The sequence below is a fragment of the Actinacidiphila glaucinigra genome, from assembly GCF_900188405.1.
GTDB classification, from domain to species: Bacteria; Actinomycetota; Actinomycetes; order Streptomycetales; family Streptomycetaceae; genus Actinacidiphila; species Actinacidiphila glaucinigra.
The window spans coordinates 1-24,152 of sequence record NZ_FZOF01000017.1 but is presented as its reverse complement, the minus strand read 5'-3'; the positions used below and the strand labels follow the sequence as shown (position 1 = coordinate 24,152).

Sequence of the window (24,152 nt, the reverse complement as noted above, 5' to 3'; positions counted from 1 at the left end):
TCGAGGAGCCTAAAACGGAATCGGCCCGTCCGCCCGGGCTGCGGATGCCGGCCGGAAAGGCGAATGCGTCCGGTCGCGGCCCTCTCCTGCCGGTTCCGTAAGCGCGTCGTCCTCACCGAGGACCCTGTGCGGAGTACGCCATAGCGGTGCATCGCGAACCCGGGCCGCGCACGCCTTGCCCGCCGTGAGTGCGGGGCCGCCGACGTGGCCGGGTGCGCCGAACCCCCGGGGTGGGGCCCGGGGGCTTGAGCGCGGCCTGTTCGCCGCCCCGCGTCAGACGGTGCTGACGACCTCGTCGTAGGCCAGTCGCGGGTTGCGGGCGAACCACGGGTCCGTTCCCGGGTTGCCGATGTTGACGACGGCGAGGACGGAGTGGTCGCCGTCGGGGAAGAACTCCTTGTCGATCGCGTCGGCGTCGAATCCGGTCATCGGGCCGGCGGCGAGGCCTGCGGCGCGGACGCCGATGATGAAATAGCCCACCTGCAGCGCGGCGTTGAGGGCCGCCGACCGCTCACGGACCGTGCGCTCGGTGAAGAAGACGTCCTTCGCCTGCGGGAAGTGCGGGAAGACGGTCGGCAGTTGCTCGTGGAACTCGTTGTCGGCGGCGAGCAGGGCGACCAGCGGCGCGGTCTCGGTCTTCTTCCTGTTGCCCTCGGCCATGTGCCGGACCAGGCGCGCCCGGGCGTCGTCGGAACGGACCAGGACCATCCGCAGCGGCTGCTGGTTCATGGAGGTCGGACCGTACTTGACCAGGTCGTAGATCTCCTGGACCTGCTCGTCAGTGACCGGGGTGTCGGTGAAGGTGTTGGCGGTGCGCGCCTCACGGAAGAGCAGGTTCTGTGCGGCGGGGTCGAGTACGAGCGTCATGGCGGTTCCTCGGGTCGGTGCGGTCGGAACGGGTGACGGGGGTGAGGGGCGCCGGTCGCTCCCGGCCCACCGGAACTGGGCGGCCGAGCCGAGCAGGTACACGCCGGTGGCGGTGGCCCCGACCAGCCCCCACAGCAGGAGGCCGGAGAGGACATGCGCCAGCAGCGCACTCAGCACGGCGCCGAGGGCGGCCGTGGGCAGGTGCAGTGCGGCCCACACGGGCCCGGCCGGTGGTGCCGTGCGGGCCAGCGGCCGCCCGGGGCCGCCGTGGGCGGCGGCCCCGACCGTCACGTAGGTGAGCGTGGCGCCGGTGAGCAGCGCCAGCGCATCCGTGGCGGACGGGGTGTCCCGTGCGGACACGGTGACCGCGGTGGCCGTCCACAGGGCCAGGGTGTAGCCGTGAGGTGCCGCGCCGGCCGCCACGACGCCCTGGAGAGAGCCGCGGTATCCGCGTGGGGTCGTCATGGTCACTCACTCCCGGAACTGGGTGAGGAGGCCACCGGGCCGGTGGCCTGCCCCGTCACCAGCATCGGGAGGGGTGGCATGGGCGGGCATCGCCCATTCAAGGGATCTCGGCGGCCCGCTTCCTCAAGGCCGGTCGGTACCGGAGCGCGCCCGTTCCACCACCAACCGGGTCAGTTCGACACGGGTGTTGATGCCGAGCTTGGTGAAGACGTGCTTCAGATGGGTGTTGACCGTGTGCACGGACACGTAGAGGCGGTCGGCGATGGCCCGGTTGGTGAGTCCTTCCGCGACGAGCGGGACCACCTTCAGTTCGGACTCGGTCAGGCTCTCCCAGCCGGAGGTGGCGGCCGCCCGGCGGGGCATGCCGGCAGCGCGCACTCCGAGGTCCCGCAGGAGGCGGCGGACGCGCTCGTGGTCGTGGACCGCCCCGCTCGCGGCGGTGAGTCGCGCCGCCTCCTCCAGCGCTGCGACCGCTTCGTCGGTACGGCCCCGCGTCGCGGCCAGGAGGGCGCCCAGGTCCTCGTGGGCCGCGGCCAGTGCCGGAAGGCGGCCGTCGAGACCGTGCCCGGCGACGGCTGCCCGCAGCGCCACGGGGTCGTCGTGGAGGAGCCCGTCGATGTGGTCCCGTACGGCGAGGACGACTCCCTGGTCGCCGTTCTCCTCGGCGAGGGTGTGTACGACCGCGGCCACCGCCCCGGCCGTCGCTCGGTCCCCGCCGCGCAGCGCCGTGCGGGCCAGCGCGGGCCAGTGGCCCGGGGGCAGGGAGAGCAGCCAGGCCGTCCGGTCCCCGGAGTGGAAGGCGCCGAGCGCCTCGGCGGCGGCGGTGCCGCGGCCCTGGGCCTGCAGCACGCGGGCGTGGGCGAGCGCCGTCCACGGGCCGTAGGGGGTGGCGCCGGGGGTGGCCGCCGTGGCCGCCCGCAGATGGGCCCCGGCCTGGGCGACGTCGCCGCGGGCGGTGTCGACCAGGGCCAGGACCGCGCGGGCGAGGGGCACCGCGCGGGCGGTCTCCAGCTCGCCGGCGACGGTCAGGCAGGCTTCGGCCTCCACGGCCGCGTCGTCCAGAGCGCCGCCTTCCAGCAGGGCGATGGCCTGGCAGGCGTGCCAGTGGGGCAGCGACCAGCCGAGGCCGAGGGATTCGGCGGACCGCCGGCCCTCGCGCAGAACGCGTGCTGTGTCCTCCAACCGGTCGGAGGAGACCAGGGCGATGGCGAGCCACAGCGCAGGGATGCGGGGCGGCCGCAGCCGCAGGCCGTCGGCGGTCGTGGCGGCACGCAGGGCGGAGTGCTCGGCGAGTTCGAGGGCGCGGGAGAGCCGGCCGCGGTAGAAGGCGGTCTGCGACTGGAAGACCATGGCGCTGACGACGACGGCTGGATCTGCGCTGCGGTAGGCCGCCTCGACCAGCCCGGTGTCCGTCTCCTCGGCGGCCGCGATCTCGCGGCGGTGGATGTGCGCGGTCGCCTTGGCCTTGAGCAGCCGGACGCGTAGGTCCTCGGGCAGGTCGGGCAGCTCCAGGGCCCGCTCCAGATGCGCCATGGCCGCCGCGTCGTCGCCGGCGGCCTGGTGGATCTCGCCGCCGACCAGCCGTAGCGCGGCTTCCTGGGCGGGTGCCGGTCCGTCGCAGATGGTGGCGTCGACCAGTTCGAGCGCCTCGGTGACGCGCCGGGTCCAGCCGAGGAGTTCGGCGGCGTTCGTCAGCAGCTCGACGCGCCGCGCGTCATGGGCGGGCAGCAGGTCCGCGGCCTGGCGCGCGAGGTCGGCGGCGGACCCGGGGACGGTCCGCGACAGTTCACGGACCGCGGTGGTCAGAGTGTGCAGGGACGCGTCGTCGACGGTCCCGCCGGCGAGGACGAGGTGCCAGGCGATCTCCGCCCGGTCTCCGCCGCCCTCCCGCAGGGCGTCGGCCGCGTCCCGGTGCAGGGCCACTCGCACGGGCAGCGGGAGCTCGTCGTGGACGGCCTGCCGGATCAGGTCGTGCCGGAAGGCGAACCGGCGGCCCGCGCTGACGAGCAACTGCGCGCGCATGACAGCGTCCACGGCGGACAGCAGCCCGCCGACCGGCCTGCCCAGCATCCGGGCGACGGTGCCGAGGTCGAACGCGCGGCCCAGTACCGAGCCGATCTGCAGCAGATGCCGTGCGTCCTCGGGGAGCCGGTCCAGCCGCTCCTGGACGCTGCGCCGGAATCCGGCGGGGATCTCCCGGGTCAGGGGGGTCGCGGTGCCGCCGTGGAACCCGACCGCGTCGGCGTCGCGGAGCGAGCGCAGGAGTTCGATCGCCAGGAAGGGGTTGCCCGCGCTGCCGTCCAGCAGCCGGGACAGCGCGGGGGTGGGCGCGGCCCCGAGGACGTCCGTCGCCAGCTGCCCCAGTGCCGCGGCCGGGAGCGGCCCGAGGGTCAGCCCCTGCGCCCCCCGATCGCGCAGTACCCGGCTCATCCGGGTGACGTCGGCCCGCTCGGCGTCGGAGCGTACGGCGATCACCCACAGGACCCGGTACGCCGCCAGTCGCCCGGGCAGTGTCCGCAGGGCGAACAAGGTGGCGGGGTCCGCCCATTGGGCGTCGTCGACGAGCACCGCCACCGGCGCGCGCTGCGAGCGCTCCTCCAGGGCGTCGGTGATGCCGTCCAGCAGCCACAGGCGCCGGTCGCCGGTGGCGTCGGGGGCCCCGCGGGCAGGGGCGGCGGAGCCCTGCACCGCGGAGTGGAGGGCGGCCAGGGGGGCGTACTGGTCGAGTTCGTCGGCCCGCACCCACAGGACGTCGAACCCGGCCGCGCCGGCGAGCTCGTCCAGGCGGGTCAGCAGTCCGCTCTTGCCGGTGCCGGACGCGCCCTCCAGCAGGACGCACGTGCCCTCCCCGCGCAGGACCGAGTCCAAGGCCGCGCGCAGGGCGCCGATCTCGTCGTCGCGGCCCCTCAGGTGGGGGGAGTACGTCGTCCGGGAGACCGCATCGTGCATGCCGCAATCGTGCCGCAGGTGCCTGGCCTCCTCAATGGCGGAGGGCCTGTGACCGGCGGTTTCACCCGGGGTGAAGTCCCGCGGCGGGGCTCGCTCTCACCCCGTCGGGGCGCAGGCTCCGTCCCGTCCAGATCGCGTGTCCCGGAAAGGAGCACGACGTGCGTACAGGCAAGGAATACCTGGCGGCGCTCGACGACGGCCGGCAGCTGTGGGTGGGCGACGAACTCGTCGACAACGTCGCCACGCACCCGAAGACCAGGGCGTACGCCCGGCGGATCGCCGAGTTCTACGACCTCCACCACCGCCCGGACCTGCAGGACGTCATGACGTTCGTGGACGAGGGCGGTGTCCGCCGGTCCATGACCTGGTTCCGGCACCGCAGCAAGGACGACCTCAAGCGCAAGCGGCGCTACATCGAGACCGTGCTGCGCGAGCTGGGCGGCGGCGCGACCCCGCGCACGCCCGACGTCAACAACTACGTCCTGCTGACGTACGTCGACGACCCGGAGCCGTGGAGCAGCCAGGCCGTGGGCACCGGTGGCCGGGACCTCACCGAGGGGATCCGCGGCTTCTGGGAGCTCGTGCGGGACGGCGACCTCAACACGACGCCGGCGTTCGTGGACCCGCAGACCGACCGCTCCCGGGAGTCCGCGCAGGCGGAGTCGCCCGCGCTCAAGGTGGTGGCCACCTCGGACGAGGGCATCACCGTGCGGGGCGTGAAGGCGATCGGCACGGGCGCGGCCTTCGGCGACTGGATCCACGTCGGCGTGTTCTACCGCCCGGGCATCCAGCCGGAGCAGGTCATCTTCGGCGCCGTCCCGCCCAACGCGCCCGGCGTCACCATCATCTGCCGGGAGAGCAACGTCCGCGACGGCGAGGACGTCGAGCATCCGCTGGCCTCGCAGGGCGACGAGCTGGACAGCGTCATCCTCTTCGAGGACGTGCTGATCCCCTGGGACCGGGTCTTCCACATCGGCAACCCCCAGCACGCCGCGCTGTACCCGCAGCGCGTCTTCGACTGGCTGCACTACCAGGCGCTGGTGCGGCAGATGGTGCGCGCCGAGCTGATGCTGGGGCTCACCCTGCTGATCACCGAGCACATCGGCACGTACCAGCTGCCCCCGGTGCAGGCGCGCATCTCGCAGTTCGCCGGGTTCCACCAGACGCTGAAGGCCCATGTGATCGCCTGCGAGGAGGAGGGCTTCACCACCCCGGGCGGCCTGTACAAGCCGAACGTCCTGATGTTCGACTACGGCCGGGCGTACTACCTGGAGAACATCGCCCGCATGGTCAACGAGGTGATCGACCTGGCCGGCCGGGCGTCGCTGATCTTCCCGACCGAGGGACAGTGGCAGCGCCCGGAGCTGCGGCCCTGGCTGGAGGCACTGCAGACCGGTCCGGTCGGCAGGCCGCACGACCGGCTCAGGATCAGCCGGGTCATCCGCGACCTGTTCCTGTCCGACTGGGGCGACCGCATCAGCACCTTCGAGAACTTCAACGGCACGCCACTGCTGGCGATCCGCACGCTCACCATGAAGCGTGCCGAACTGTCCCCGAGCGGGCCGATCGCCGACCTCGCCCGGAAGGTGTGCGGTATCGAGAGCGCCGCCGAGGAGCAGGACACCGCGTACACGGCCCAGGCGGACTACGCCCGCCGGCAGGACGCCTCGTAGGCGGTGCCGGGCCCGGGTCGCAGCATGCCGCACTCCCGGGCCCGGGCCACCGCGCCGCTGCGGCTGTGCGTGCCGAGCTTCCGGAAGACCGCACTGACCTGTGTCTTCACCGTGTTGCGGGACACGTGCAGTTCGGCGGCGATCTCCCGCAGCGTCAGCGGGCCGCACAACGCGCGCAGGATCCGGCGTTCCCCGGGGGACAGGTCCTGCGCCCGTGGCGGCAGGGGGGTGGCCGGGGTGGGCCGGGCCGCGCGCAGGCGCTCGATCAGACCGCCGAGCACCTGCGGAACGGAACCCTCTTCCTCCTGCGCGGGCAGGGGCACGGTGCCGCGAAGGCCGCCCGGCAGGCCCGACGCGATGACGCCGGCCAGGGCCCGCAGAGGCGGCTCGCCGCCGTGGACGGTTGCCGTGAGCGCCCTTGTGGCGCCGGCCAGGACCTCGGCGGCCTCGGTACGCGCCAGATCGTCCAACAGCAACCCCGCCCGACACAGTTGGGCGGGAGCGGCGGTGAAGTGGCCGGTCAGTCCCTCGGCGCGGGCCGCGTCCAGCGCCTGATCCACGAGGGTTCGAGCCCGTGCCGGGCGCCCGGCCAGATAGGCGCACAGGGCCCGCGAGCCCAGGGCGCGGACCAGTACCAGCGTGTGCCGGGCGCCGTACGCGTCGCGGACCGCCTCGGCGAGGCGGACGTCCGCCTCCTCCGTACGTCCCTGCCACAGCAGTGCGGTGCCCTGGGCGACGCAGGCCAGCGCCCGCCAGCCGGTCAGCGAGGAGGCACCCTCGACGTCTCCTCCGGCGAGCGGGACCTGGCCTTCCCCTCGCAGACAGCGGACGAGGGCCCGGGCCACGGCCGCCGCCTGCGCCACGGTTCCCCCTTCCCCCACGGTTCCCTGCCAGGACGGCCGGGCCCTCGCCACGTCGAGCCAGCGCTCCGCCGCCTCGGGGTCCCCCTCGCACAGCGAGGTCATCGCCGCCACGACGCACAGCCGGGCGTCGGAGCGGACCTCGCGAGCGGGCAGCATGCCGAGCCACCGCGCGACGTCCGCGGTCCGGCCCCCGGCCAGCGCCTCCTCCCAGGCGTCTAGGACGGTGGCGACCGCGCCGGGGGAGTCGCCCGCCTGGACGAAGTGCCGTACGGCGGACGTCGTGCGCTGCCGCTCGCGGCACCAGCGCGCGGCCGCGTGGTGCAGTGCCGCGGCCCCGCCGGGCTGCTCGGCGGCAAGCAGCCCGGCCAGCACGGAGCGCAGCGCCCGGTGGTGCCGGTAGGCCCCCGGGGCGGTGGCGGAGGGCAGGAGCAGCTGGACGGTCCGCGCGAGTTCCCGCAGCAGGACTCCGGCGTGGTCGCTGCCCGTGACGGCATGGCAGGACTCGGGGCTCAGTTCGTCCAGGACACTGGTCCGCACCAGGAAGGCGCGCTGCTCGGTGGTCAGCCGGTCCAGCACCTCGGTGCCGAGGTAGTCGGCGACGGCGCGGGCCCCGTCGCCGCTGCGGGCACCGGCCCCGGACGTGGTGGGCGGGCGCCCCAGGACGCACAGGCCCGCCGCCCATCCCTCGGTCAGGTGGTACAGCTCGCGCAGGGCCCGCTCGCCCGGCGGGCCACCGCGCCGGCTCGCCAGCAGGGCGGCGGCCTCCGCGAGGGTGAAGCGCAACTCGTCCGCGCCGAGGTCGGCGGCGAGGCCCCGCGCACGCAGCGCCGGGACGGGAGCCCCCGGGAGGTGACGGGTGGCCAGCACGGCCCGTACGCCGTCGGGGAGCGCGGTCAGGAAGTCCCCCAGGCAGCGCAGGGCCGCCTGGTCGGTGAGCCGGTCCACCCCGTCCAGCACCAGGGTCAGCGGCGCGCCTTCGCCCAGCGCGCCCAGGAGGCGTGGCAGCAGGTCCTCGACCCAGGCCTCCAGCGTCCAGGCCCCGGCCGGCGGGGGAGTTGGCAGCCCGGGCCGCAACGGTCGCAGCGCCGAGAGGATCCCTGCCCACAGGCGTGCCGGTGTGTTGTCGTACGCGTCCAGTTCGAGCCACGCCACCCGGCCGTCACGGGCCTGAAGGGCGCGGGCCCAGTCGGCGAGCAGCACGCTCTTCCCGGCGCCCGGGGGCGCCGAGACGACGAGCACGGGTTCGGTCGCCGCGTCGAGGCGGCGCAGCAGCCGCGGCCGCGGCACGAACTGCCGTGGCCGCGTGGGCGGGTGAAGCTTGTACGCGGCAATGGTGTGCACGGGGCCTCCCATCGGGCCGGCCGGTCGGGGCCCCCGGTGCCCGGCGGGCACGACACGGCACCGGGCACCGGGGGGACTTGAGGGGGCGCGGTCGTCAGAGACCGCTCTGCGGGCTCAGGACACCGAACCCGCCCGCGAAATAGAGCAGCGGACGGGCCTGGGCCCGGTGCTCGAAGTGCCGGACGTCGCCGACGAAGATGGTGTGGTCGCCGCCCGGCAGGGCCTGGGAGACGTCGCAGACCACCGTGGCGATCGCGTCCCTGAGCACGGGCACCCCGTGGTCCTCGTCCACGGCCACGCCGGCGAAGCGGTCCGGCACCGGGGCGGAGAAGGTGCGGGCCAGGTGCTCGCAGTCCTCGCCGAGGACGTTGACGGCGAAGCGTCCGTGCTCGGCGATCGCGGTGCGGGTGAACAGGTGGTTGCCGATGCACACGAGCAGCTGCAGTGGGTCCAGCGACAGCGCGGATACCGCACTGGCCGTCATGCCCACGGGGGCGCTTGCGGTCCTGGTGGTGATGACGCTGACCCCGGTGGCCAGGCGTCCCATCGTGGCGCGGAAGGCGACGGACATGTCGAGGGTTTCAGTCATGGGAGACCTCCGGGAAGGAGTGAGCCGAGCCCTGGTGGACGTGGTGAACTGTGCGCTGCCACCTGTTAATGCCGGGGAAACCGCACCGTGGCGGAGGGTTCAGGTCTCATCGGCGCAGCCGCTCGACCAGATGTCTCATCTCCTGCGACGGGCGCACGCCGAGATCGGCCATGGCCCGCAGGTAACCCCGGTACAGCTCCAGGAGTTCGCCGTCGTCCCCGGCCGCCTCGGCACCCGCCAGCGCCAGCCGCCAGGCCTGCTCGCGGTACGGATCGCGTTCCAGCGCCGCTCCCGCCAGCTCCCGGGTCTCGCGGATCCGGCCCAGGCGCAGGGCGACCGCGCCGGCGTCGACCTGCGCCTGGGTGAGTTCCGCCGCCAGTTCCTCGCGCCGGGCGTCCAGCCACGGGGTGGAGACGCCGTCGAAGTAGGGGCCCCTCCCCGCCGTCCGCAGCGCCTCCAGGAGGGTGTGGAAGCGGTGTTCGCCGTCCTGCCTGCCGGCCTCGGCCAGCAGGCGCCCGAAGGCACCCGAGGACCCGGCCACGGACGTATGGGGCGTCAACCGGTGGACGTCGCCCTCCTGCAGCAGCGCCACCCCTTCGGGCAGCACCTCCCGCAGCCGGTACACCGCCTGCCGCAGGTAACTGCGCCCGGCGGCGTCGCTCCGGCCGGGGAACAGGGAGTCCAGCAGCAGCGCGCGTCGTGCGGTCGCGGCCGGTCTGTTCAGCAGGAACGCCAGCAGTTCGGTGCTCTTGGCCAGGCGTGGACGGACCTCCCGCCCGTCCGCGGACAGCCGGACCACCCCGAACTCCTCGAGGACCAGCCGCGGAGAGACGGGGGCGCTCAGTGCCGCCCGCCCGGACGACAGCGCCGCCACGAGTTCGTGCCACGGGGAGGAGTGCGAGGGCTCGGCGTCGGCCCTGCGCACGGCGACCGCCGGGACGTCGTCCAGTGCCTGCAGCAGCAGATGGCGGCCCCCGTGGGCCGATGCGACACCCAGGGCGAGGTCGGCCGCGGCGTCCGCGGCCTCCGCGTCACCGGCGCGCCACATCGCCTCGCTCAGGTAGACGGCCGCGGTGGGCAGTTCCAGCAGTCGGTCGCCCGTGGTCATGGCGGCGACCGCGACGGCCAGTCGGTGGGCCGCTTCCCCGTCCCGGCCCGCCAGGAGGAGTTGCAGTCCGTGCCAGGTGGCGGCCAGTTCCCCGGTGAAGGCGTAGCGGGCACTGCCGTGGCGGGCCGCCTCGGCCAGCGCCCGGGTGGCCCGTGCGGCGTCGCGGTCGAGCCGCAGGGCCAGTTTGGCCTCCAGCAGCAGGCTGAGGATCTCGTACACGCGCGAGCCCGTCGCCGCGACGGCCTGGCGTCCGGCCGTCAGCGCGGCCCAGGCTTCCTCGCGCCGTCCGAGGTCCGCCATCAACTCCACGTCGTCGATCGCCGTCAGCCACACCGGCCGGGGCCCGTCACCGAGGGACGTGTACATCTCGCCGGCCCGGGAGATGCGTCCCGCCGCACGGAGCGCCGCCACGGTCCACGGGGCACCGGTCGCCCGGCGCCAACCGCCGGGCGGAGCGGGATCGCCCTGCAACTCGGCGAGTCGGCCGCCCATGTAGGCGATCCGCATCAGCATGACCTCGACCGGACCCGTCGCGTCGGCCCGCAGGTCCGGAAGCGGTGTGAGGGGGGTGCCGTCCGCCAGGGACATCAGGGCCGCGGCGATGTCGCGGTGGCGGCCGGGGGGCATGACGCGCAGCATCTGCCGGGCCTCGTCGGTCCTGCCCGCGTGCCAGAAGCACCACACCAGCAGCGCCAGGTCCTCGCTGCCGCCGGGCCGCCCGGGCAGCCCGCCCCACCAGGACGGTCCGTGCTGGTCCGCCAACTGCAGCCCGCGCCAGCACTGCTCGCGGCCGAACGCGACGCGCAGTGCGGCGGATACGAGCCCCGGGGCCGGCGGGCCGGGCACGGGCCGCATCCGGTCGAGCCAGCTCTCCGCCGTGGCCAGGTCCAGCCGGTCCAGGACGCCGGGCAGGACCTGCTCGGCGGCGCGCCGTGCCGCCGCCGGTTCTCCCGCCATCAGCAGTTCCGTCACGGCCTCCTCGTGACGGCCTGCCGCTTCCAGCAACCGGGCGTGGCGGCGTCTGAGTTCGCGCCGGGAGTTCTCGTCCATGGCGTCGGCGCGCATGCGCAGGTACCCGTGGAACCGTGGCAGCGGCCGCATGCGCGCGCCGTCGCAGGACCAGGCCAGCGGCAGCCGGCGGTGGCGCAGGGCGGTCATGGTCCGGTCCGGGCAGGACAGTCCGAGGGCGTTGGCGGACTCGGCGGTCACCTCGTCCAGCACGCTGGTGGCGACCAGCAGTGCCGCCTCCGCCTCGGTGAGCTGCCGCACCAGGCCGGCGCAGAGGAGGTCGAGCCTGCCGGCCGCGGCCTCGGGATCGGTGGTCCACCAGTCGTGCAGGACACCCGTGACCCAGCCCCTCATGGCGCGCACCCGGAACTGCGCCTGCTCCTGGAGTCCGGCGGGGCGCAGGGCCCGGGCGGCCTCGGAGACGTCGAAGGCGAGGTCGGTGTCGTCGAGGAAGGCCACGCGATGGACGTCGCCGAGACCGGCGATGCCCTCCGGTGGCTCCGCCCGGGTGACGAGCACCAGCCGCAGCCCCGGGGGCGGTTGCAGGACGAGTGCGCTGAGCGCGTCCTCGGCTGCCGCACGGCCCGCGATGTGCTCCAGCCCGTCGACCACGAGCACGGGCGGCCCCGCGCCGTCGGCGGGCACCGCCCGCGCCAGACGACCTCGGAGCGCTTCGGCGGCGATGTCGCCGGTGGCGAGGCCGCCCAGCGGGATCCAGGCGGCCGGGCCGGGCATTGCCCGCGCCGCCTGGAGTACCGCGGTCGTCTTCCCCGCCCCGGCGGAGGCCGCGACGACCAGCACCGGATGCCCGGCCAGTTCCTGGAGGATGCGGCGGGTCACCCGCGGCCGCGGGACGACGCCGGCGGGAAGGTCCGGCAGTCCCGGGAGCGGCCTGTCAGGAAGGCCGCGGGTCATGAGCCGACCGTCCCGGCTCGAGTACGAAGGTGTGACGCAGCAGGGTGTAGGGCTCGTCGGTCCGCGTGCCGTAGGGGCCCATACCGGCCGGGTGGCTCGCGTAGTCCGTCACCAGAGACTGCTTGACGCCGAAGACGGGGTCTTGGTCCAGGTACAGGTCGTCGGCGGGGAAGAGCATCGTGGTCACGCGCTGGAACCCCTCGGCGGCGATCATGACGTGCAGGTGCGCGGGCCGCATGACGGACCGGCCGGTGGCCCGCATCATCTCGCCCACGGGCCCGTCGTCCGGGATGGGATAGCTCGACGGGCGGATCGAGCGGAAGCGGAAACGGCCCTCGCCGTCGGTGCGCAGCAGGGCCCGCATGGCCGGATCGGACAGGCCGGGGACGTCCACGTCGTAGTGGCCGTCCGCGTCGCTGTGCCAGACGTCGACCCCGGCGTTCGCGACCGGTGCGCCGTGGTCGTCGGTGACCAGGCCCTCGAAGAAGAAGGGTGTGCCCGGCAGTCCCGCGGAGATGTCGGAGCCGTCGGCCGCCTGCGGACGGTCGTCGCGGAAGAAGGGGCCGAGGACGCTGTTCTGGGTCGATTCCGCCGCGCGCCTGTTGCCGAGCGCGTCCACCAGCATGGTGATCCCCAGCACGTCGGAGAGCAGGATGAACTCCTGCCGCGTGGGCGTGCACTTCTGCCCCGTGCGGGTGAGGAAGTCCATGCCGCGGGCCCACTCCTGCTCGGTGAGGCCGGTCTCGCGGACGAAGTCGTGCGCGTGGCGGACCAGCGCCTCGAGGATCGCGGCGAGGCGGGCGTCCTTCGCTTCTCGGACGGTGGAGATGACGGCCTCGGTGATGGTGGTGTCGGTGAGGTCACGCATGACGGGCTCCCGTCGGGTCGTAGGAACGGTCGGAGGCGGCCCGGGCCGGCGGTTCGCCGGCCCAGGCCCGTCGGAGGAGGTCGCGTACGGCGTCCCGGTGCACGGGCCGCGGATTCCAGTAGCCGTCCCGGACGACCAGGTCGGCCGCCTCGGCGATGCCCGACTCGGGCATGCCCAGGTCGCGCAGCGCCCTGGGGGCGCCGATGCCGCCCGCGAAGTCGAAGACCGCGCCCGCGGGATCGGGGCCGGGCAGCGCCCGGCCGATCCGGGCCATGGCCGCCTCGGCCGCCGGGGCGTTGTACGCGACGACGTGGGGCAGTACGACGGCGTGCGTCTGAGCGTGCGGCAGGTCGAAGGAGCCGCCCAGGACATGGCACACCTTGTGGTGCAGGGCCATGCCGACCGTGCCCAGGCAGGTCCCGGCCAGCCAGGCACCGTACAGCGCGGTCGCCCGCGCCTCGGTGTCCGCGGGATCGCGCAGGATCGCCGGGAGCGCCACCGCGAGGGCGTCGAGAGCCTCACCGGCCGTCAGGAAGGCGAGCGGGTCGCCGTCCTGGGCGTACAGCGACTCCACTGCGTGGGCCATGGCGTTGAGCCCGCTGACCGCCGCGACGTGGGGCGGCAGGGTCAGGGTGAGATCGACGTCGTACACCACGGTGTCGAGCAGGACCTCGGGCAGCCGCCGGGTGGTCTTCACGCCCTCCTGGGTCTCGCCCAGGATCGGGGTCATCTCGGATCCGGCGTAGGTGGTCGGAAGGGCGAGGTGCGGAAGCCCGGTGCGCAGCGCGACGGCCTTGCCGAGGCCGATCGTCGAGCCGCCGCCGACCGATACCAGGCAGTCCGCGTCGGCGGCCCGCGCCGCGTCGACCGCCTTCCCGGTGACCGCCACGGGGGTGTGGGCGGCCGCCTGGTCGAAGACACCCGCGGTGAGCGACCCGAGGATCTCGCGCACTTCCCGGGCCTGGGCGGTCTGCCCGGGGGTGCACAGCACCAGGGCCCGGCCGCGCCCCAGCGCCTCGACCTCGCCGCCGAGCCCCGCGCGCGTTCCGCTGCCGAAGACCACTTTCGTGATCTGTCCTCTGTGCACGAACGACTTCATGGCTGCCCCTCGCATATTTCTTCACCGGAAATGGAGTCTGGTCGTCCGCGAGGTGACGCGTCAACGAATGCTTCGCGCGATTGAGTTCGGGCGGGACCGATTACCGCATTCGCGTGACGAACGACCGGTTGCCCATGGGGGGCCAGGGGAGCGGATATCACCCAAACAGGCGATGCGCGCACCGTGCGACGTGCCCACGAGCCCCGCAGACTACGGGCTGCGTCCGACTGGAACCGCAATTCGCGGAATTCCTCGACAATGCGGCTTCCGTCGATGGGCCCGGTGCGCCGCTGTTCCCATGGCCGAGGCGACGTATGCGGGGACCTTCGCCGTGAATTCCTGGGGAAACGGTCAAGGCAGCCTGAGTTCCCGTGCCCCGCTGCCGGAGGAGCGACCGAATCGGCCGCGGTGTTCACGCCCGAAGTCCCGCGCCCGCTGCTCGGGGCCTGCCGCTCCGCGCCCGCTCCTCAACGCACGCGGCGGGGCGGCGGGCTGATGCCCGCCGCCCCGCCGGAAGCGGTCGGCCTACGGCCGGTCAGGCGTCGGCTATGGGGCCGGTGCCCACACGGACGTTGTCGATCGCCCAGAACCAGTTGTTGCCCGCGTTGAAGATCCGGAAGCCGACCTTCGCCGTGGTCGCACCCGCGGGGACGGGGCAGGAGAGCCGGACGAGCCGGTTCTGCTGGTCCTGGCCCAGGTTGGTGTTCCCGGACGTCGCGCTGCTGTAGTGGAGCAGCCGGACCGGGTCGGCTGTGTCGAAGGTGACGGTGACCTCGGCCTCCTGCGGGCTCTCCTGCCGGTAGTGGGAGTCGAAGCCCAGGTGGAGGGTGGACGTGCCCGAGGGGATGGCCACCGCTGGGGTGCTGAGGGTCGAGTCGAACGTGCCCCGGCCGGACGGGCTGCCGGTGTCGTCCCAGTCGTCGGGATCGGCCACGGCCACCACGCCGAGGCCCCGGCTGAAGTTGGGGCGGTCCTGCCCGGCGGGGAACCAGAACTGCTTGGACAGGAAGCTCCAGCCCTGCAGTTCCCGCGTGCCCTGCGGCATGGCCGGCGCGTTGGTGACCGTCCAGCCCTCGGGGGCGGTCCGGGTCCAGCCGAGCAGGCCGGGCCGGCTCAGGTCGGCCGCCGCGGCGAGCGCGGGGGCGACGGACTCGAAGTCCTCCGCGAGCAGATGACCGGTCATGACGGGACCGGTCTTGGCGGACAGGGACGCGGACGCCTGCGTGTCGGCGCCGTTCAGCTTCGCGGTGACGCTCGCCTTGAGGCTGCCCGAGGCGCGGGCCGCGGCGGCGGGCGCGACGACGTCCCAGGCCAGCGAGGCCGACGAGCGGGCCGGAACCGAGGTGGGCGTGCCGCCCTTCGCGGTGGCGGTCCAGCCCTCGGGGAGGGCCAGCGTGGCCGCCACACCGGTGAGCGGTGTGCCGCCGGCGTTGGTGACGGTGGCCGTCACGGTGACCGGCCTGCCCGGCGAGAGGACCGTGCCGTCCGTTCCGGGGGAGCTCGCCGGACCGGTGAGTGTGACGCTCATGGCCGGGGCGACCTTGGTCCGGACGCGGGCGTCGGCGATCCGCAGCAGCCCGTCGCCGTCGGCGTGCGCGGCGACGGCCAGCCGGCCGGCGGCGGCGTTCCCGGCGGGCGTGACCTCGAAGCGCACGTCGGCCGAGTCACCGGCCCGGAGCGCGGTCGGTGCCCCGCCGTCACGCCGGACCGTCCAGCCGGACGGGGCGAGAAGGGCGACGGACAGATCGTCGAGCCGGTGCCGGCCCTGGTTCCGCACGGTGACCACGACATCGGTCGGGTTGCCCTGGGCGAACGGCGTGTCCAGGTTCGGCAGCGACGCCGGGAGGCCGATGGCCGCGGCCAGGGCGAGGGCCGTGCCGGTCTCCGGGTCGGTGACGCCGGGCTTGCCGTCGGCCAGCCGGCCGGTCATGCGGCGCAGGAAGGACGGGTCGTCCCGGTCGACGACGACCACGTCGTACCAGCCGTGGTCCGGGAGCCGCAGACGCACCGTGTGGGACTTGCCGGGCTTGAGGGTGACGGTCTCCACGCGGTCGCCGTGGCCGCCGGAGTGGGCCGACTCGCCGACGAGGAACGTCCGGGTGGTGGGGGAGGGGTTGGAGCACACCACCGTCACCTGGCCGGGCGCGGAGTGCTCGACGAGGTACGCCTCGCCGCCCACACCGGCGCCCCGCAGTTCCCACACCGACCATCCGGGGCCGTGGACCTGCAGGTCGTAGCCGTCGGCGCCGAACTCCACCGTCTCGACCGCGCTCCTGCCCGCGGACACGGTCCAGGCCCGCGGGGCGGAGTCGTCGCCGGGGTAGGCGGTGAACGCCGCGCCGGTGCCGCCCTCGTTGCCGAGCCGCAGTTCCACGGCGGAGCGGGTGACCTCCGCACGCAGGGACAGCCGGTACGGGGAGCGGCGGGTGCGGCGGGTGCCGGACTCCTGCTCCGGGAGCGACTGCTCCTTCGGGGGGACGGGGTTCCACCGGCCTATCGGCGCCGGGACCCGGGCGGGCTGCTCCACCTCGGGCTGCCGCTGTGCGCGGTCGAAGTCGAAGGCGGAGGTGAGGTCACCGAAGACGCTGCGGCGCCAGGCGCTGATGTTGGGCTCGTGGACGCCCGTCCACTTCTCCAGGAACCGGATGACCGAGGTGTGGTCGAAGGCCTCCGAGCTGACGAAACCGCCCACCGTCCAGGGCGACACGACCGTCATGGGCACGCGCGGGCCGGGACCGACGGGGCTTCCCTTGAACCAGTCGTCGCCGTTGCCGGAGGCCGGCTTCGGCGCGACCGGCGCGGGCACGTGGTCGAAGTAGCCGTCGTTCTCGTCGAAGTTGATGAACAGCGCCGTCTTGGACCAGGTCTTGGGGTCGCGGGCGATCGCGTCGAGGAGGTCGTAGACGAGGTTGGCGCTGCCGACCGGGGTGGAACTGCCGGGGTGCTCGGACAGGGCCGCCGTCGGGACGATCCAGCTGACCTGCGGCAGCGTGCCGTTCTCGATGTCCGAGGCGAGCCGCCCGACGAGGGTGTCCGGCTCGGAGCGGTACGCGCCGCGCATGAACAGCCGCCGCTCGGCCTCGGTCAGCGCGTCGACGCCCTGCTGGAACTCCGCCAGCGCGGCCTTGCGCTGGTCCGCGGTCCTGTCCCACAGGCTGTCGTAGAACTGCTCGGTGGTGGCGAACTGGCCGCTGACCTTGGCCAGTACCTTCCGGCCGATCTCCTTCCAGGGCCGGAAGTACTCCACCGCGTTGTCGGTGAAGTTGTCCCACTCCTGGTAGATCTGCCAGGAGACGCCGGCGGCCTCCAGGCGCTCGGGGTACGTCGTCCAGTCGTAGCCGGCGTGGCCGTAGTCGTACGCGGCGTTGGTGACGGCCCGGTTGACGCCGCCGGGCTCGTAACCGGTCGTGCCGGTCCACAGGTAGTTCCGGTTGGGGTTGGTCGAACCGTAGACGGAGCAGAAGTAGGAGTCGCAGATGGTGAAGCGGTCGGCCAGTTCGTACTGCAGCGGGATGTCGTGCCGGTCGTAGAAGGCCATGGTGCTCTGGCTCTTGGCGGCGACCCAATCGTTCCACCAGCCGTTGCCCCGGGCCTGGTTGGCGTCGGAGAACCCGTGCGCGAGCGACCCCAGGTACTGGATGTCGCTCTCGGGGCGGCCCGCGTCGAGGGCGGCCCGCCGGGCCGAGAAGGGCAGGACCTCGCCGCCGCCGGGCCGCGGCTGCTCGAAGACGGTTCCCCCGGTGGGCAGTCGCAGCGGAGTGCGGTCGCCGAATCCGCGCACGCCCTTGAGGGTTCCGAAGTAGTTGTCGAAGGAACGGTTCTCCTGCATCAGGATGATCACGTGCTCGATGGCCCGCATGCCACCGCGCGGCATGGGTGCTGCCATCGCCTGGTGCAGCGAAGGGGGCAGGAAGGAAAGCGCGGTTCCACCGGCGAGGGCGCCGAGGACCTTACGGCGGGAAACGTCAGACATGCCCGGAGGCTAGGTCGCCTCCGCCGCGTGACATAACCCTGGGTGACCGATCTTCGTCGACCGTTCACCGGGTGGCACCGGACGTTCCCCTGCCGGTCCGGCGTGTCCACGTGCATGGGCCACGCACACGGTCCGGAAATGACGGAGCGGGTGCCGGGGATCGCGCCCCCGGCACCCGCTCCGTCGGTCGGACGGATGTGCCTACGCGCCGAACCGGTAGGCGCGTTCCACGGTCTGCCGGACCGAGTTGCCCGCCTTGTCGGTGGCGGTCACGCGCAGGGTCACGTACCCGCCGTCACGCCGGTCGCCCGGCCGTTCGATGGTGGCGGTGAACCGGTCGCGGCCGCAGTCCTCGACGCGGACCTGGCCCTTCCAGGTCTTGCCGTCGTCGAAGGAGGCCTCGACCCTGAGCTTGACCCCGGCGGGGGCGGCGAGGCCGTCCTGGTTCCTGACGGTCAGGTCGAGCTCGTGCCGCTTGCCGCCGCCGACGCTGTTCCCCAGGTCGGCGGGGACGCCGTAGTCGACCTGAAGGAGCGGCAGCAGCGTCTCCTTCGCCGCGGTGCCGGAACGGAACGTCCAGGACGTGGCGGTCCTCGTGCCGGTCTGCCAGAACTCGGTGTCGCGCTCGGTCGTCAGGTCCAGGCGGTACTCGGCCGCGCCGGCGGGGACGGTGAAGTCACGCCAGGCGTCCTCGGCCTCGCTCACCTTCTTGCCGTCGCGGTAGAGGACCGCCGCCACGGTGTCGCCCTTCAGGTAGGACGGATCGTCCATCGTCCCGGGCGCCCCGGCCCTTCCGCCGATGCCTCCCCCGAACGCGGGAACCTGCTTGCGGCCCCAGTGGCCGGCGACCGCGTCGGTGTACTCCGGGATCGCCAGGCTGAGGACGTCACCGTCGCGGACGGCGGGCCGGTCCCAGCCGCGCGGGATGGACGGCCGCACCACGGCCCTGAACCACTCCTCGGTGGCCTTCTCGCCCGCCTTGAAGGTGCGCGGGGTGTCACGCAGGCCGGACTCCAGCGCCCCCGCGAAGAACTGCTCGGGGCCGGTCATGAAGTCGACGTCGTGCATCCACTGCGTGTCGCCGGCGGTGACGTACTCGGTGCGGGGCGTTCCCGTCGGCACCCAGCGCGAGGTCTCCCACGCGACGTCGGTGTACGGGCGCCAGCTGAAGCGCTGCTCGCTGGTCCAGTGCAGGTCGCCGTTGTTCGCGTAGGACGCCTTCACCTGCGCGGTGTTGCGGTCCGAGACGGTGTACGTGACGTCCTGCGGGATCTGCTGCCACTGCGTCGCGACGTCGTACAGGTACGGGCTCGTGACCGTGCCGGAGATGCCGACGACGGCCTTGTGCCCCTTCATGTACTGCAGCAGCTTGGCGCCGTCGCCCGCGGTCATCCGGATGACGGGCAGGGCGGAGCGGGTGTCCATCGGCTTCCAGCGGGTCCAGGCGATGAGGCCCTCGGGCAGGACGATCACGACGCCCTTGGCGCCGGCCTTCGCGGCCGTCTCCGCCAGGTCGTACCCGTCCATCGCGTACTCGTCGCGGATCACGGCGAGTTTGCCGCGCACGGTGGCGGGCCGCAGGTCCGGCTTGTCCCGTGTCCCGGCGTCCACCGCGACCAGCTGCTCGCCCCGCGGGTCGAACGGCGTGGAGTGCTTGGCGTAGAACGGCTCGAGGTCGAAGTCGGCGCCGCGGACCTCGGTCCTGAGCTCGGGAGCGGTCATCTCGAAGCGGGCGTTGAACTCGAAGGCGCCCTCGGTGACCTTCGACGTGGGATTCGCGTACAGGTCCACGAACCCGCCGCCGTCCTCGTAGTAGATGCCCAGCGTCTGCTCGACCCCGTCGATCTTCCGGTACATCTGGTACGTCACGTTGTTGCGCCGCTCGGCGGGCTTGGGCGTCTGCACCCGCACCAGCTTGGCCTTGCGCGCGTCCAGGGTGACGGTCGTGTCCTTGGTGACCTTCACCTCGGGTTCGACGACCTGGATCAGGCGGACGCCGTCGCTCGAGTCCTCGGCCAGCGTGCCGCCGACGAGGTAGGTGCCCTCCTCGACCTCGGCGACCCCCACGTCGGTGAAGCGGACCTCGGCGTCACCTCCGTAGACGTCCAGCAGGGACCACACGGTGGGCTGCCCGTCGGGCCCGTAGGACTGGGTGGTGAGCTTGTGCATCGGGGCGCGCACCCACAGGCTGAGGGTGGTGTGGACCGACGCTCCGTCCGCGGACGTGGCGGTGACGTAGCCATAGAAGGAGCCGCGGCCCGCCTTCGCCGGGTCGATGCCGACCGGCACCTCGACGGTCGCGCCGGGAGCGACCCGGACGGAGTCGGAGCCCAGCGTCAGTGCCTGCGCGGGGAGTTCCTTGCCGCCCTTGGCCGTCAGCGCCGCACGCAGGCTCAGCGACACCTCCTTGCCGGAGTGGTTGGTGTAGCGGACCACGCCGGCCCGCTCCACCGGGGACCCGTCCCGCTCGAGCGGGCCCAGGAGGGCCGTCCCGGTGGCGGTCACGGGGGAGGTGAACGCCGCCTTGACGTCGACACGGCCGCCGCCCTGCTCGGTCGGCAGCTGCCCTGACACCGTGTGGGACGTGCTGACCAGCGCGTCCTTGAGCTGCTCTCCCGTCCAGTCGGGGTGCTGCCCCGCCAGCAGCGCCGCCGCGCCCGCCACATGCGGAGTGGCCATGGACGTGCCGCTGGCCGAGACGTAGTTGTCGTCGACCGGGGTGCCCATGGTCGTGCCCGCGGCGCGCGCGGCGACGATCCCGACACCCGGGGCGGTGATGTCCGGCTTGACGGCCTTGTCACCGAGGCGCGGGCCGCGGCTGGAGAAGGAGGCCAGGGAGTCGTCGCGGTCGACGGCGCCCACGGTGAGGGCGGCGTCGGCCGCGCCCGGCGACCCCACCGTGCTTTCGCCCAGCTCGCCGATATTGCCGGCGGCGACGACGAACAGCGCGCCGCTGCTGCGGGAGATCTCGTTGACCGCCTGGCTCATGGGGTCGGTGCCGTCGGTCTCCATGTCGGCGCCCAGGCTCATGTTGACGACCCTGGCGCCCTCGGCCGCGGCCCACTCCATGCCCGCGATGACCTGGGACTCGCTGCCGAAGCCGTCGTCCCCGAGCACCTTGCCGATCAGCAGGTCGGCGCCGGGCGCGACGCCCTTGCGCAGGCCGCCGGAGGCCGCGCCGCTGCCGCCCGCGGTCGCGGCGACATGTGTGCCGTGACCGAAGTGGTCCTGGGTCGAGCCGCTGTCGGAGAAGTCCTTCGCCTCGCGCACCCGGCCCGCCAGGTCCGGATGCGTCTGGTCGGCGCCGGTGTCCAGGACCGCGACCTTGACGCCCTCACCGTGGAATCCGGCCGCCCACGCGGCGGGCGCGTTGATCTGCGCGGTGCTGCGGTCCAGCGTCGGACGCACCTTGTGGTCCAGCCAGACCTTCGGGGTCGCCGCGGCGGCGCTCGCCATGGACGCACCGGCCGGGGGCGCGAGTTGCTTCCAGAACGCGGCCAGATCCTCGGCGCCCACGCTCAGCGCCTGGGCGTCGATGCTCGCCAGGTGCCGCGGCTCGGCGGAGTCCTCGTGGAACTTCGCGAGCGCGTCGGCCTTCCTGGCCGCCGTACGCGCGGTGCCCTCCGGGGTGGACACGATCATGGGCAGGGCGTCGGTGTGCGCCTCGTCGTATCCCTGTGCGACCAGGGCCGTCACGTCGAAGAGGTCCGCGTCCAGCCGCCCGGTGCGGACCAGCATCGCCGCGTCCGAGGGCAGCACCGTCAGGGCGCCCTCCTTCTCGGCGATCTGGAAGAACACCTTCTCGCGACCCGGAGCGCGCTGCACCGAGGCCGTCTTCTTGCCGTTCGGCGCGTCGCCGAGGGTGACCCGGTCGCCGGTGATCAACCGCACGGTGGTCGTACGGTCCTGCGGCGCCGGCGTCCGTGCGCCGGACCCCGAGGGGGCCTGGGCGGAGGCGGGCACGACAGCACCCGTCGCGACTGTCGCTGACATCGCTATCGCCGCCCAAAGGCGGATCCGTCTCATCGGTGTCTGCACCCCTTCTGTCATCCCGGCACGCGGGCAGAGCGTTCGTGATCGGGTGGCCTGGACCGTCGTCGTGGCACCCCACCGCCGTCGACGGTGCGGGAACGCGAGGCCGGGCCCCGTGCGGGCGAAGCCCGCACGAGTGCGCCCGAGGACCCTCGTACAACTGCGGTTCAGAAGCCGTTCGGAATCATCCGGTGCGCCGGCGGGCCCTGTCAGCGATCCCGCCTGGCACAACTGGGCCATGTCACAAGGGCGCCACACGCCGCCCGGGCGTCCGCGGGCCACGGCCCGCCGCCCCGGGAAATCCAGGTGACCGGCGAGCCGGTATTCCTTACGATCGGGCGCTGCCCGTTGTGTCCCCCTGCCCCTGATCGGTCACCCGTGAAATCCGTGATTCCCGGCGTGCTGCGTGACGAGCCGCAGTTCGCCCGCCTGTTCATCGGGCAGTCCTTGTCGGTGCTGGGCGACCGGGTGTCGTTCGTGGCGGTGCCCTTCGCCGTGCTCTCGGCGGGCGGGTCCGCGTCCGACGTCGGACTCGTGGCCGCCGCCCCGCTGGTGCCCATGCTGCTCTTCACGCTGGTGGGCGGTGTGTGGGCGGACCGCTTCCGGCGGCACCGCATCATGCTGCTCTCCGACCTGGTGCGGTTCGCCGCTCAGGGGCTCATCGCCGCGCTGCTGCTGACCGGCGTCGCCGGGGTTCCCACCCTCGCCCTGCTGATGGTCGTGTTCGGCACGGCGGACGCGTTCTTCATGCCCGCCTCGACCGGCCTGCTGCCGCTGGTCGTCGCGCCCGACCGGCTGCGCGAGGCGAACGCCCTGCGGGGGTTGGTGCAGTCGTCCGGACTCGTGCTCGGCCCCGCACTGGCCGGTGGGCTGATCGCCTTGGCGGGCCCCGGCGGCGCACTGGCCCTGGACGCCCTCACCTTCGCGGTCAGCGCCGCGTTCCTGGCCCGGCTGAGGCCCCGCGAGACGGAACCCGTGACAGGGCAGGCAGCCCCCGCGACGACGTTCCTCGGGGAACTGCGCGCCGGCTGGGGGCAGGTGCGCAGCCGTACCTGGGTGTGGTCCGGCATGGCGGCCATCGCGGTCTACCACGTCGTCGTGCTGCCGTCGGTGTTCGTACTGGGACCGGTCCTGGCCGAACGCGAATGGGGCGGCGCGGCGAGCTGGTCGGTGGTGGTCGCCGCCTTCGGCGTCGGCGCCGTCGTCGGGGACGTCTGCGCTTACCGCCTCACGATCGCGCGCCCCATGGCCGTGGGCGCCGCCGCGCTCGCCGTGGCCTCCTGCCAGGCGGTCATCATCGGCAGCGGCGGCTCGCTGGCCCTGATCGCGGTCCTCGAAGCGGTCACCGGCGTCGCGGTCTCGCTCTTCTTCGTCCTGTGGGAGACCGCGCTGCAGACGCACGTGCCGGAGGCCGCCCTGTCCCGGGTGAGTTCCTACGACTACCTGCTGTCGGCCGGCCTCATGCCGGTGGGCCTGGCTCTCGCCGGCCCGGTCTCCGAGAGCCTCGGCGTACGTCCCACCCTGTACGCGATGACCGTCATCGCGGTCCCCGCCGCCATCGCCCTGCTCTGCGTTCCGGACGTACGACGCCTTCCGGCGTATCCCGCCGCCGCGGACGGTACCGTCCCCCACGCCGCCCCGGAGGCAGCCCTGCCGTGACCGGTGCGCGAGGGGGACGGGCCCGTCACGACCCCGCGGGCGGATCGGCGAGGATCCCGCGGAGCAGGCCGGTCGCCTGCCCCACCTCGATCAGATAGCCGTCGGGGTCGCGCAGGTAGCAGCGCAGCTCGGATCCCCGGTCCAGGGGTTCGGTCAGGAAGCGGGTGCCCTTGGCGACGGCATGCGCGTGGAAAGCGGCGATGTCGGCGACGCGCACGTTCAGGAATCCGGACACACGGTCGGTGCGCTGGGGCACTTCCAGGGTCACGTCCGGCTTGTCGGGGGTGGGGCCGCCGCCGGGGTTCATGATGAGCCAGCTGTTGGCGACCTTCACCGTGTTCTGCCGAGGAAGCCCGGGGTTTCAGCCCCTGGAGGAATCGGGTCCTGAACGCTTGGGCGTGAAATGCCCAGACCTCGCTGCGCCTCAAGTCGGCCGTCATCGGCGGTGATTGTCAGTCCGGGCGAATACGGTACTGGTCGTGGGCGTGAAGATTGTCGTGCAAGTCAAGCTGCTGCCGACCGCCGATCAGGCGGTCGCGTTGCGGTCGACGCTGCACGCATGCAACGCCGGCGCTGACCGGGCTGCCGAGGTTGCCTTCACCGAGCGGGAGTTTTCGAAGTTCGGCTTGCAGAAGCTCGTCTATGCGGACCTGAAGGCCGCTGGGCTGGGTGCCCAGGCAGCGATACGTACGATCAAGAAGGTCAGCGACGCATACACAACTCTGCACGCGAACATCAAGGCG

11 protein-coding genes and 2 pseudogenes are annotated in these 24,152 nt (G+C 73.4%); 3 read left to right on the top strand and 10 right to left on the bottom strand.

Annotation, left to right across the window (positions count from 1 at the left end; genetic code table 11):
* Positions 1-273 precede the first annotated feature (273 nt).
* Both CHF15_RS27555 and CHF15_RS27550 read right to left on the bottom strand, forming a co-directional pair.
* Positions 274-867, bottom strand: coding sequence for a malonic semialdehyde reductase (locus CHF15_RS27555; RefSeq protein WP_089226698.1), 594 nt, complete (start codon positions 865-867; stop codon positions 274-276).
* Between the two features lie 588 nt (positions 868-1,455).
* Positions 1,456-4,281, bottom strand: coding sequence for a helix-turn-helix transcriptional regulator (locus tag CHF15_RS27550; RefSeq protein WP_089226578.1), 2,826 nt, complete (start codon positions 4,279-4,281; stop codon positions 1,456-1,458).
* A gap of 158 nt (positions 4,282-4,439) precedes the next feature.
* On the opposite strand from CHF15_RS27550, the gene CHF15_RS27545 reads away from it, so the two are divergent.
* Positions 4,440-5,954, top strand: a complete 1,515-nt coding sequence (locus CHF15_RS27545) for a 4-hydroxyphenylacetate 3-hydroxylase family protein (RefSeq protein WP_089226577.1) — start codon at positions 4,440-4,442, stop codon at positions 5,952-5,954.
* On the opposite strand, the gene CHF15_RS27540 is transcribed toward CHF15_RS27545, so the two are convergent.
* From CHF15_RS27540 to CHF15_RS27510, 7 genes are all read right to left on the bottom strand, one after another.
* On the bottom strand, positions 5,927-8,158 hold the full coding sequence (locus CHF15_RS27540; RefSeq protein ID WP_089226576.1) for a LuxR C-terminal-related transcriptional regulator: 2,232 nt from the start codon (positions 8,156-8,158) through the stop codon (positions 5,927-5,929). The genes CHF15_RS27545 and CHF15_RS27540 overlap by 28 nt on opposite strands.
* Before the next feature lie 94 nt (positions 8,159-8,252).
* Positions 8,253-8,747 (bottom strand): flavin reductase family protein, encoded by a 495-nt coding sequence (locus CHF15_RS27535; RefSeq protein ID WP_245939070.1) that lies wholly within the window; start codon positions 8,745-8,747, stop codon positions 8,253-8,255.
* 106 nt (positions 8,748-8,853) lie between these two features.
* The gene (locus tag CHF15_RS27530; protein WP_089226574.1) at positions 8,854-11,778 is read right to left on the bottom strand and encodes a BTAD domain-containing putative transcriptional regulator; all 2,925 of its coding nucleotides are present in this window, start codon (positions 11,776-11,778) and stop codon (positions 8,854-8,856) included.
* Positions 11,759-12,646 carry a dioxygenase family protein gene (locus CHF15_RS27525; RefSeq protein ID WP_089226573.1) on the bottom strand — a complete coding sequence of 296 codons (888 nt, stop codon included), beginning with the start codon at positions 12,644-12,646 and terminating at the stop codon, positions 11,759-11,761. The genes CHF15_RS27530 and CHF15_RS27525 overlap by 20 nt, the downstream gene beginning before the upstream one ends.
* Complete coding sequence (locus tag CHF15_RS27520; protein ID WP_179279989.1) at positions 12,639-13,745, bottom strand: maleylacetate reductase; 1,107 nt, start codon at positions 13,743-13,745, stop codon at positions 12,639-12,641. Before CHF15_RS27520 ends, CHF15_RS27525 begins: the two co-directional genes overlap by 8 nt.
* Before the next feature lie 535 nt (positions 13,746-14,280).
* Positions 14,281-17,718 carry a phosphocholine-specific phospholipase C gene (locus CHF15_RS27515; protein WP_089226571.1) on the bottom strand — a complete coding sequence of 1,146 codons (3,438 nt, stop codon included), beginning with the start codon at positions 17,716-17,718 and terminating at the stop codon, positions 14,281-14,283.
* 201 nt (positions 17,719-17,919) lie between these two features.
* The gene (locus CHF15_RS27510) at positions 17,920-21,711 is read right to left on the bottom strand and encodes a S8 family serine peptidase (RefSeq protein WP_245939069.1); all 3,792 of its coding nucleotides are present in this window, start codon (positions 21,709-21,711) and stop codon (positions 17,920-17,922) included.
* 417 nt (positions 21,712-22,128) lie between these two features.
* On the opposite strand from CHF15_RS27510, the gene CHF15_RS27505 reads away from it, so the two are divergent.
* Positions 22,129-23,409, top strand: a complete 1,281-nt coding sequence (locus CHF15_RS27505; RefSeq protein WP_245939068.1) for an MFS transporter — start codon at positions 22,129-22,131, stop codon at positions 23,407-23,409.
* Between the two features lie 25 nt (positions 23,410-23,434).
* Here the strand turns inward: CHF15_RS27505 and CHF15_RS27500 are convergent.
* Positions 23,435-23,743, bottom strand: a pseudogene (locus tag CHF15_RS27500) (VOC family protein); the annotation flags it as partial.
* Positions 23,744-23,888: 145 nt separating this feature from the next.
* Between CHF15_RS27500 and CHF15_RS27495 the strand changes: the two are divergent.
* Positions 23,889-24,152, top strand: a pseudogene (locus tag CHF15_RS27495) (RNA-guided endonuclease TnpB family protein); the annotation flags it as partial.

Bases quoted from the DNA above. Each gene is read 5' to 3' on its own strand.
- CHF15_RS27515 (WP_089226571.1), bottom strand. From the start codon at position 17,718: ATGTCTGACGTTTCCCGCCGTAAGGTCCTCGGCGCCCTCGCCGGTGGA.
- CHF15_RS27535 (WP_245939070.1), bottom strand. From the start codon at position 8,747: ATGACTGAAACCCTCGACATGTCCGTCGCCTTCCGCGCCACGATGGGA.
- CHF15_RS27550 (WP_089226578.1), bottom strand. From the start codon at position 4,281: ATGCACGATGCGGTCTCCCGGACGACGTACTCCCCCCACCTGAGGGGC.
- CHF15_RS27510 (WP_245939069.1), bottom strand. From the start codon at position 21,711: ATGTCAGCGACAGTCGCGACGGGTGCTGTCGTGCCCGCCTCCGCCCAG.
- CHF15_RS27520 (WP_179279989.1), bottom strand. From the start codon at position 13,745: ATGAAGTCGTTCGTGCACAGAGGACAGATCACGAAAGTGGTCTTCGGC.
- CHF15_RS27525 (WP_089226573.1), bottom strand. From the start codon at position 12,646: ATGCGTGACCTCACCGACACCACCATCACCGAGGCCGTCATCTCCACC.
- CHF15_RS27530 (WP_089226574.1), bottom strand. From the start codon at position 11,778: ATGACCCGCGGCCTTCCTGACAGGCCGCTCCCGGGACTGCCGGACCTT.
- CHF15_RS27555 (WP_089226698.1), bottom strand. From the start codon at position 867: ATGACGCTCGTACTCGACCCCGCCGCACAGAACCTGCTCTTCCGTGAG.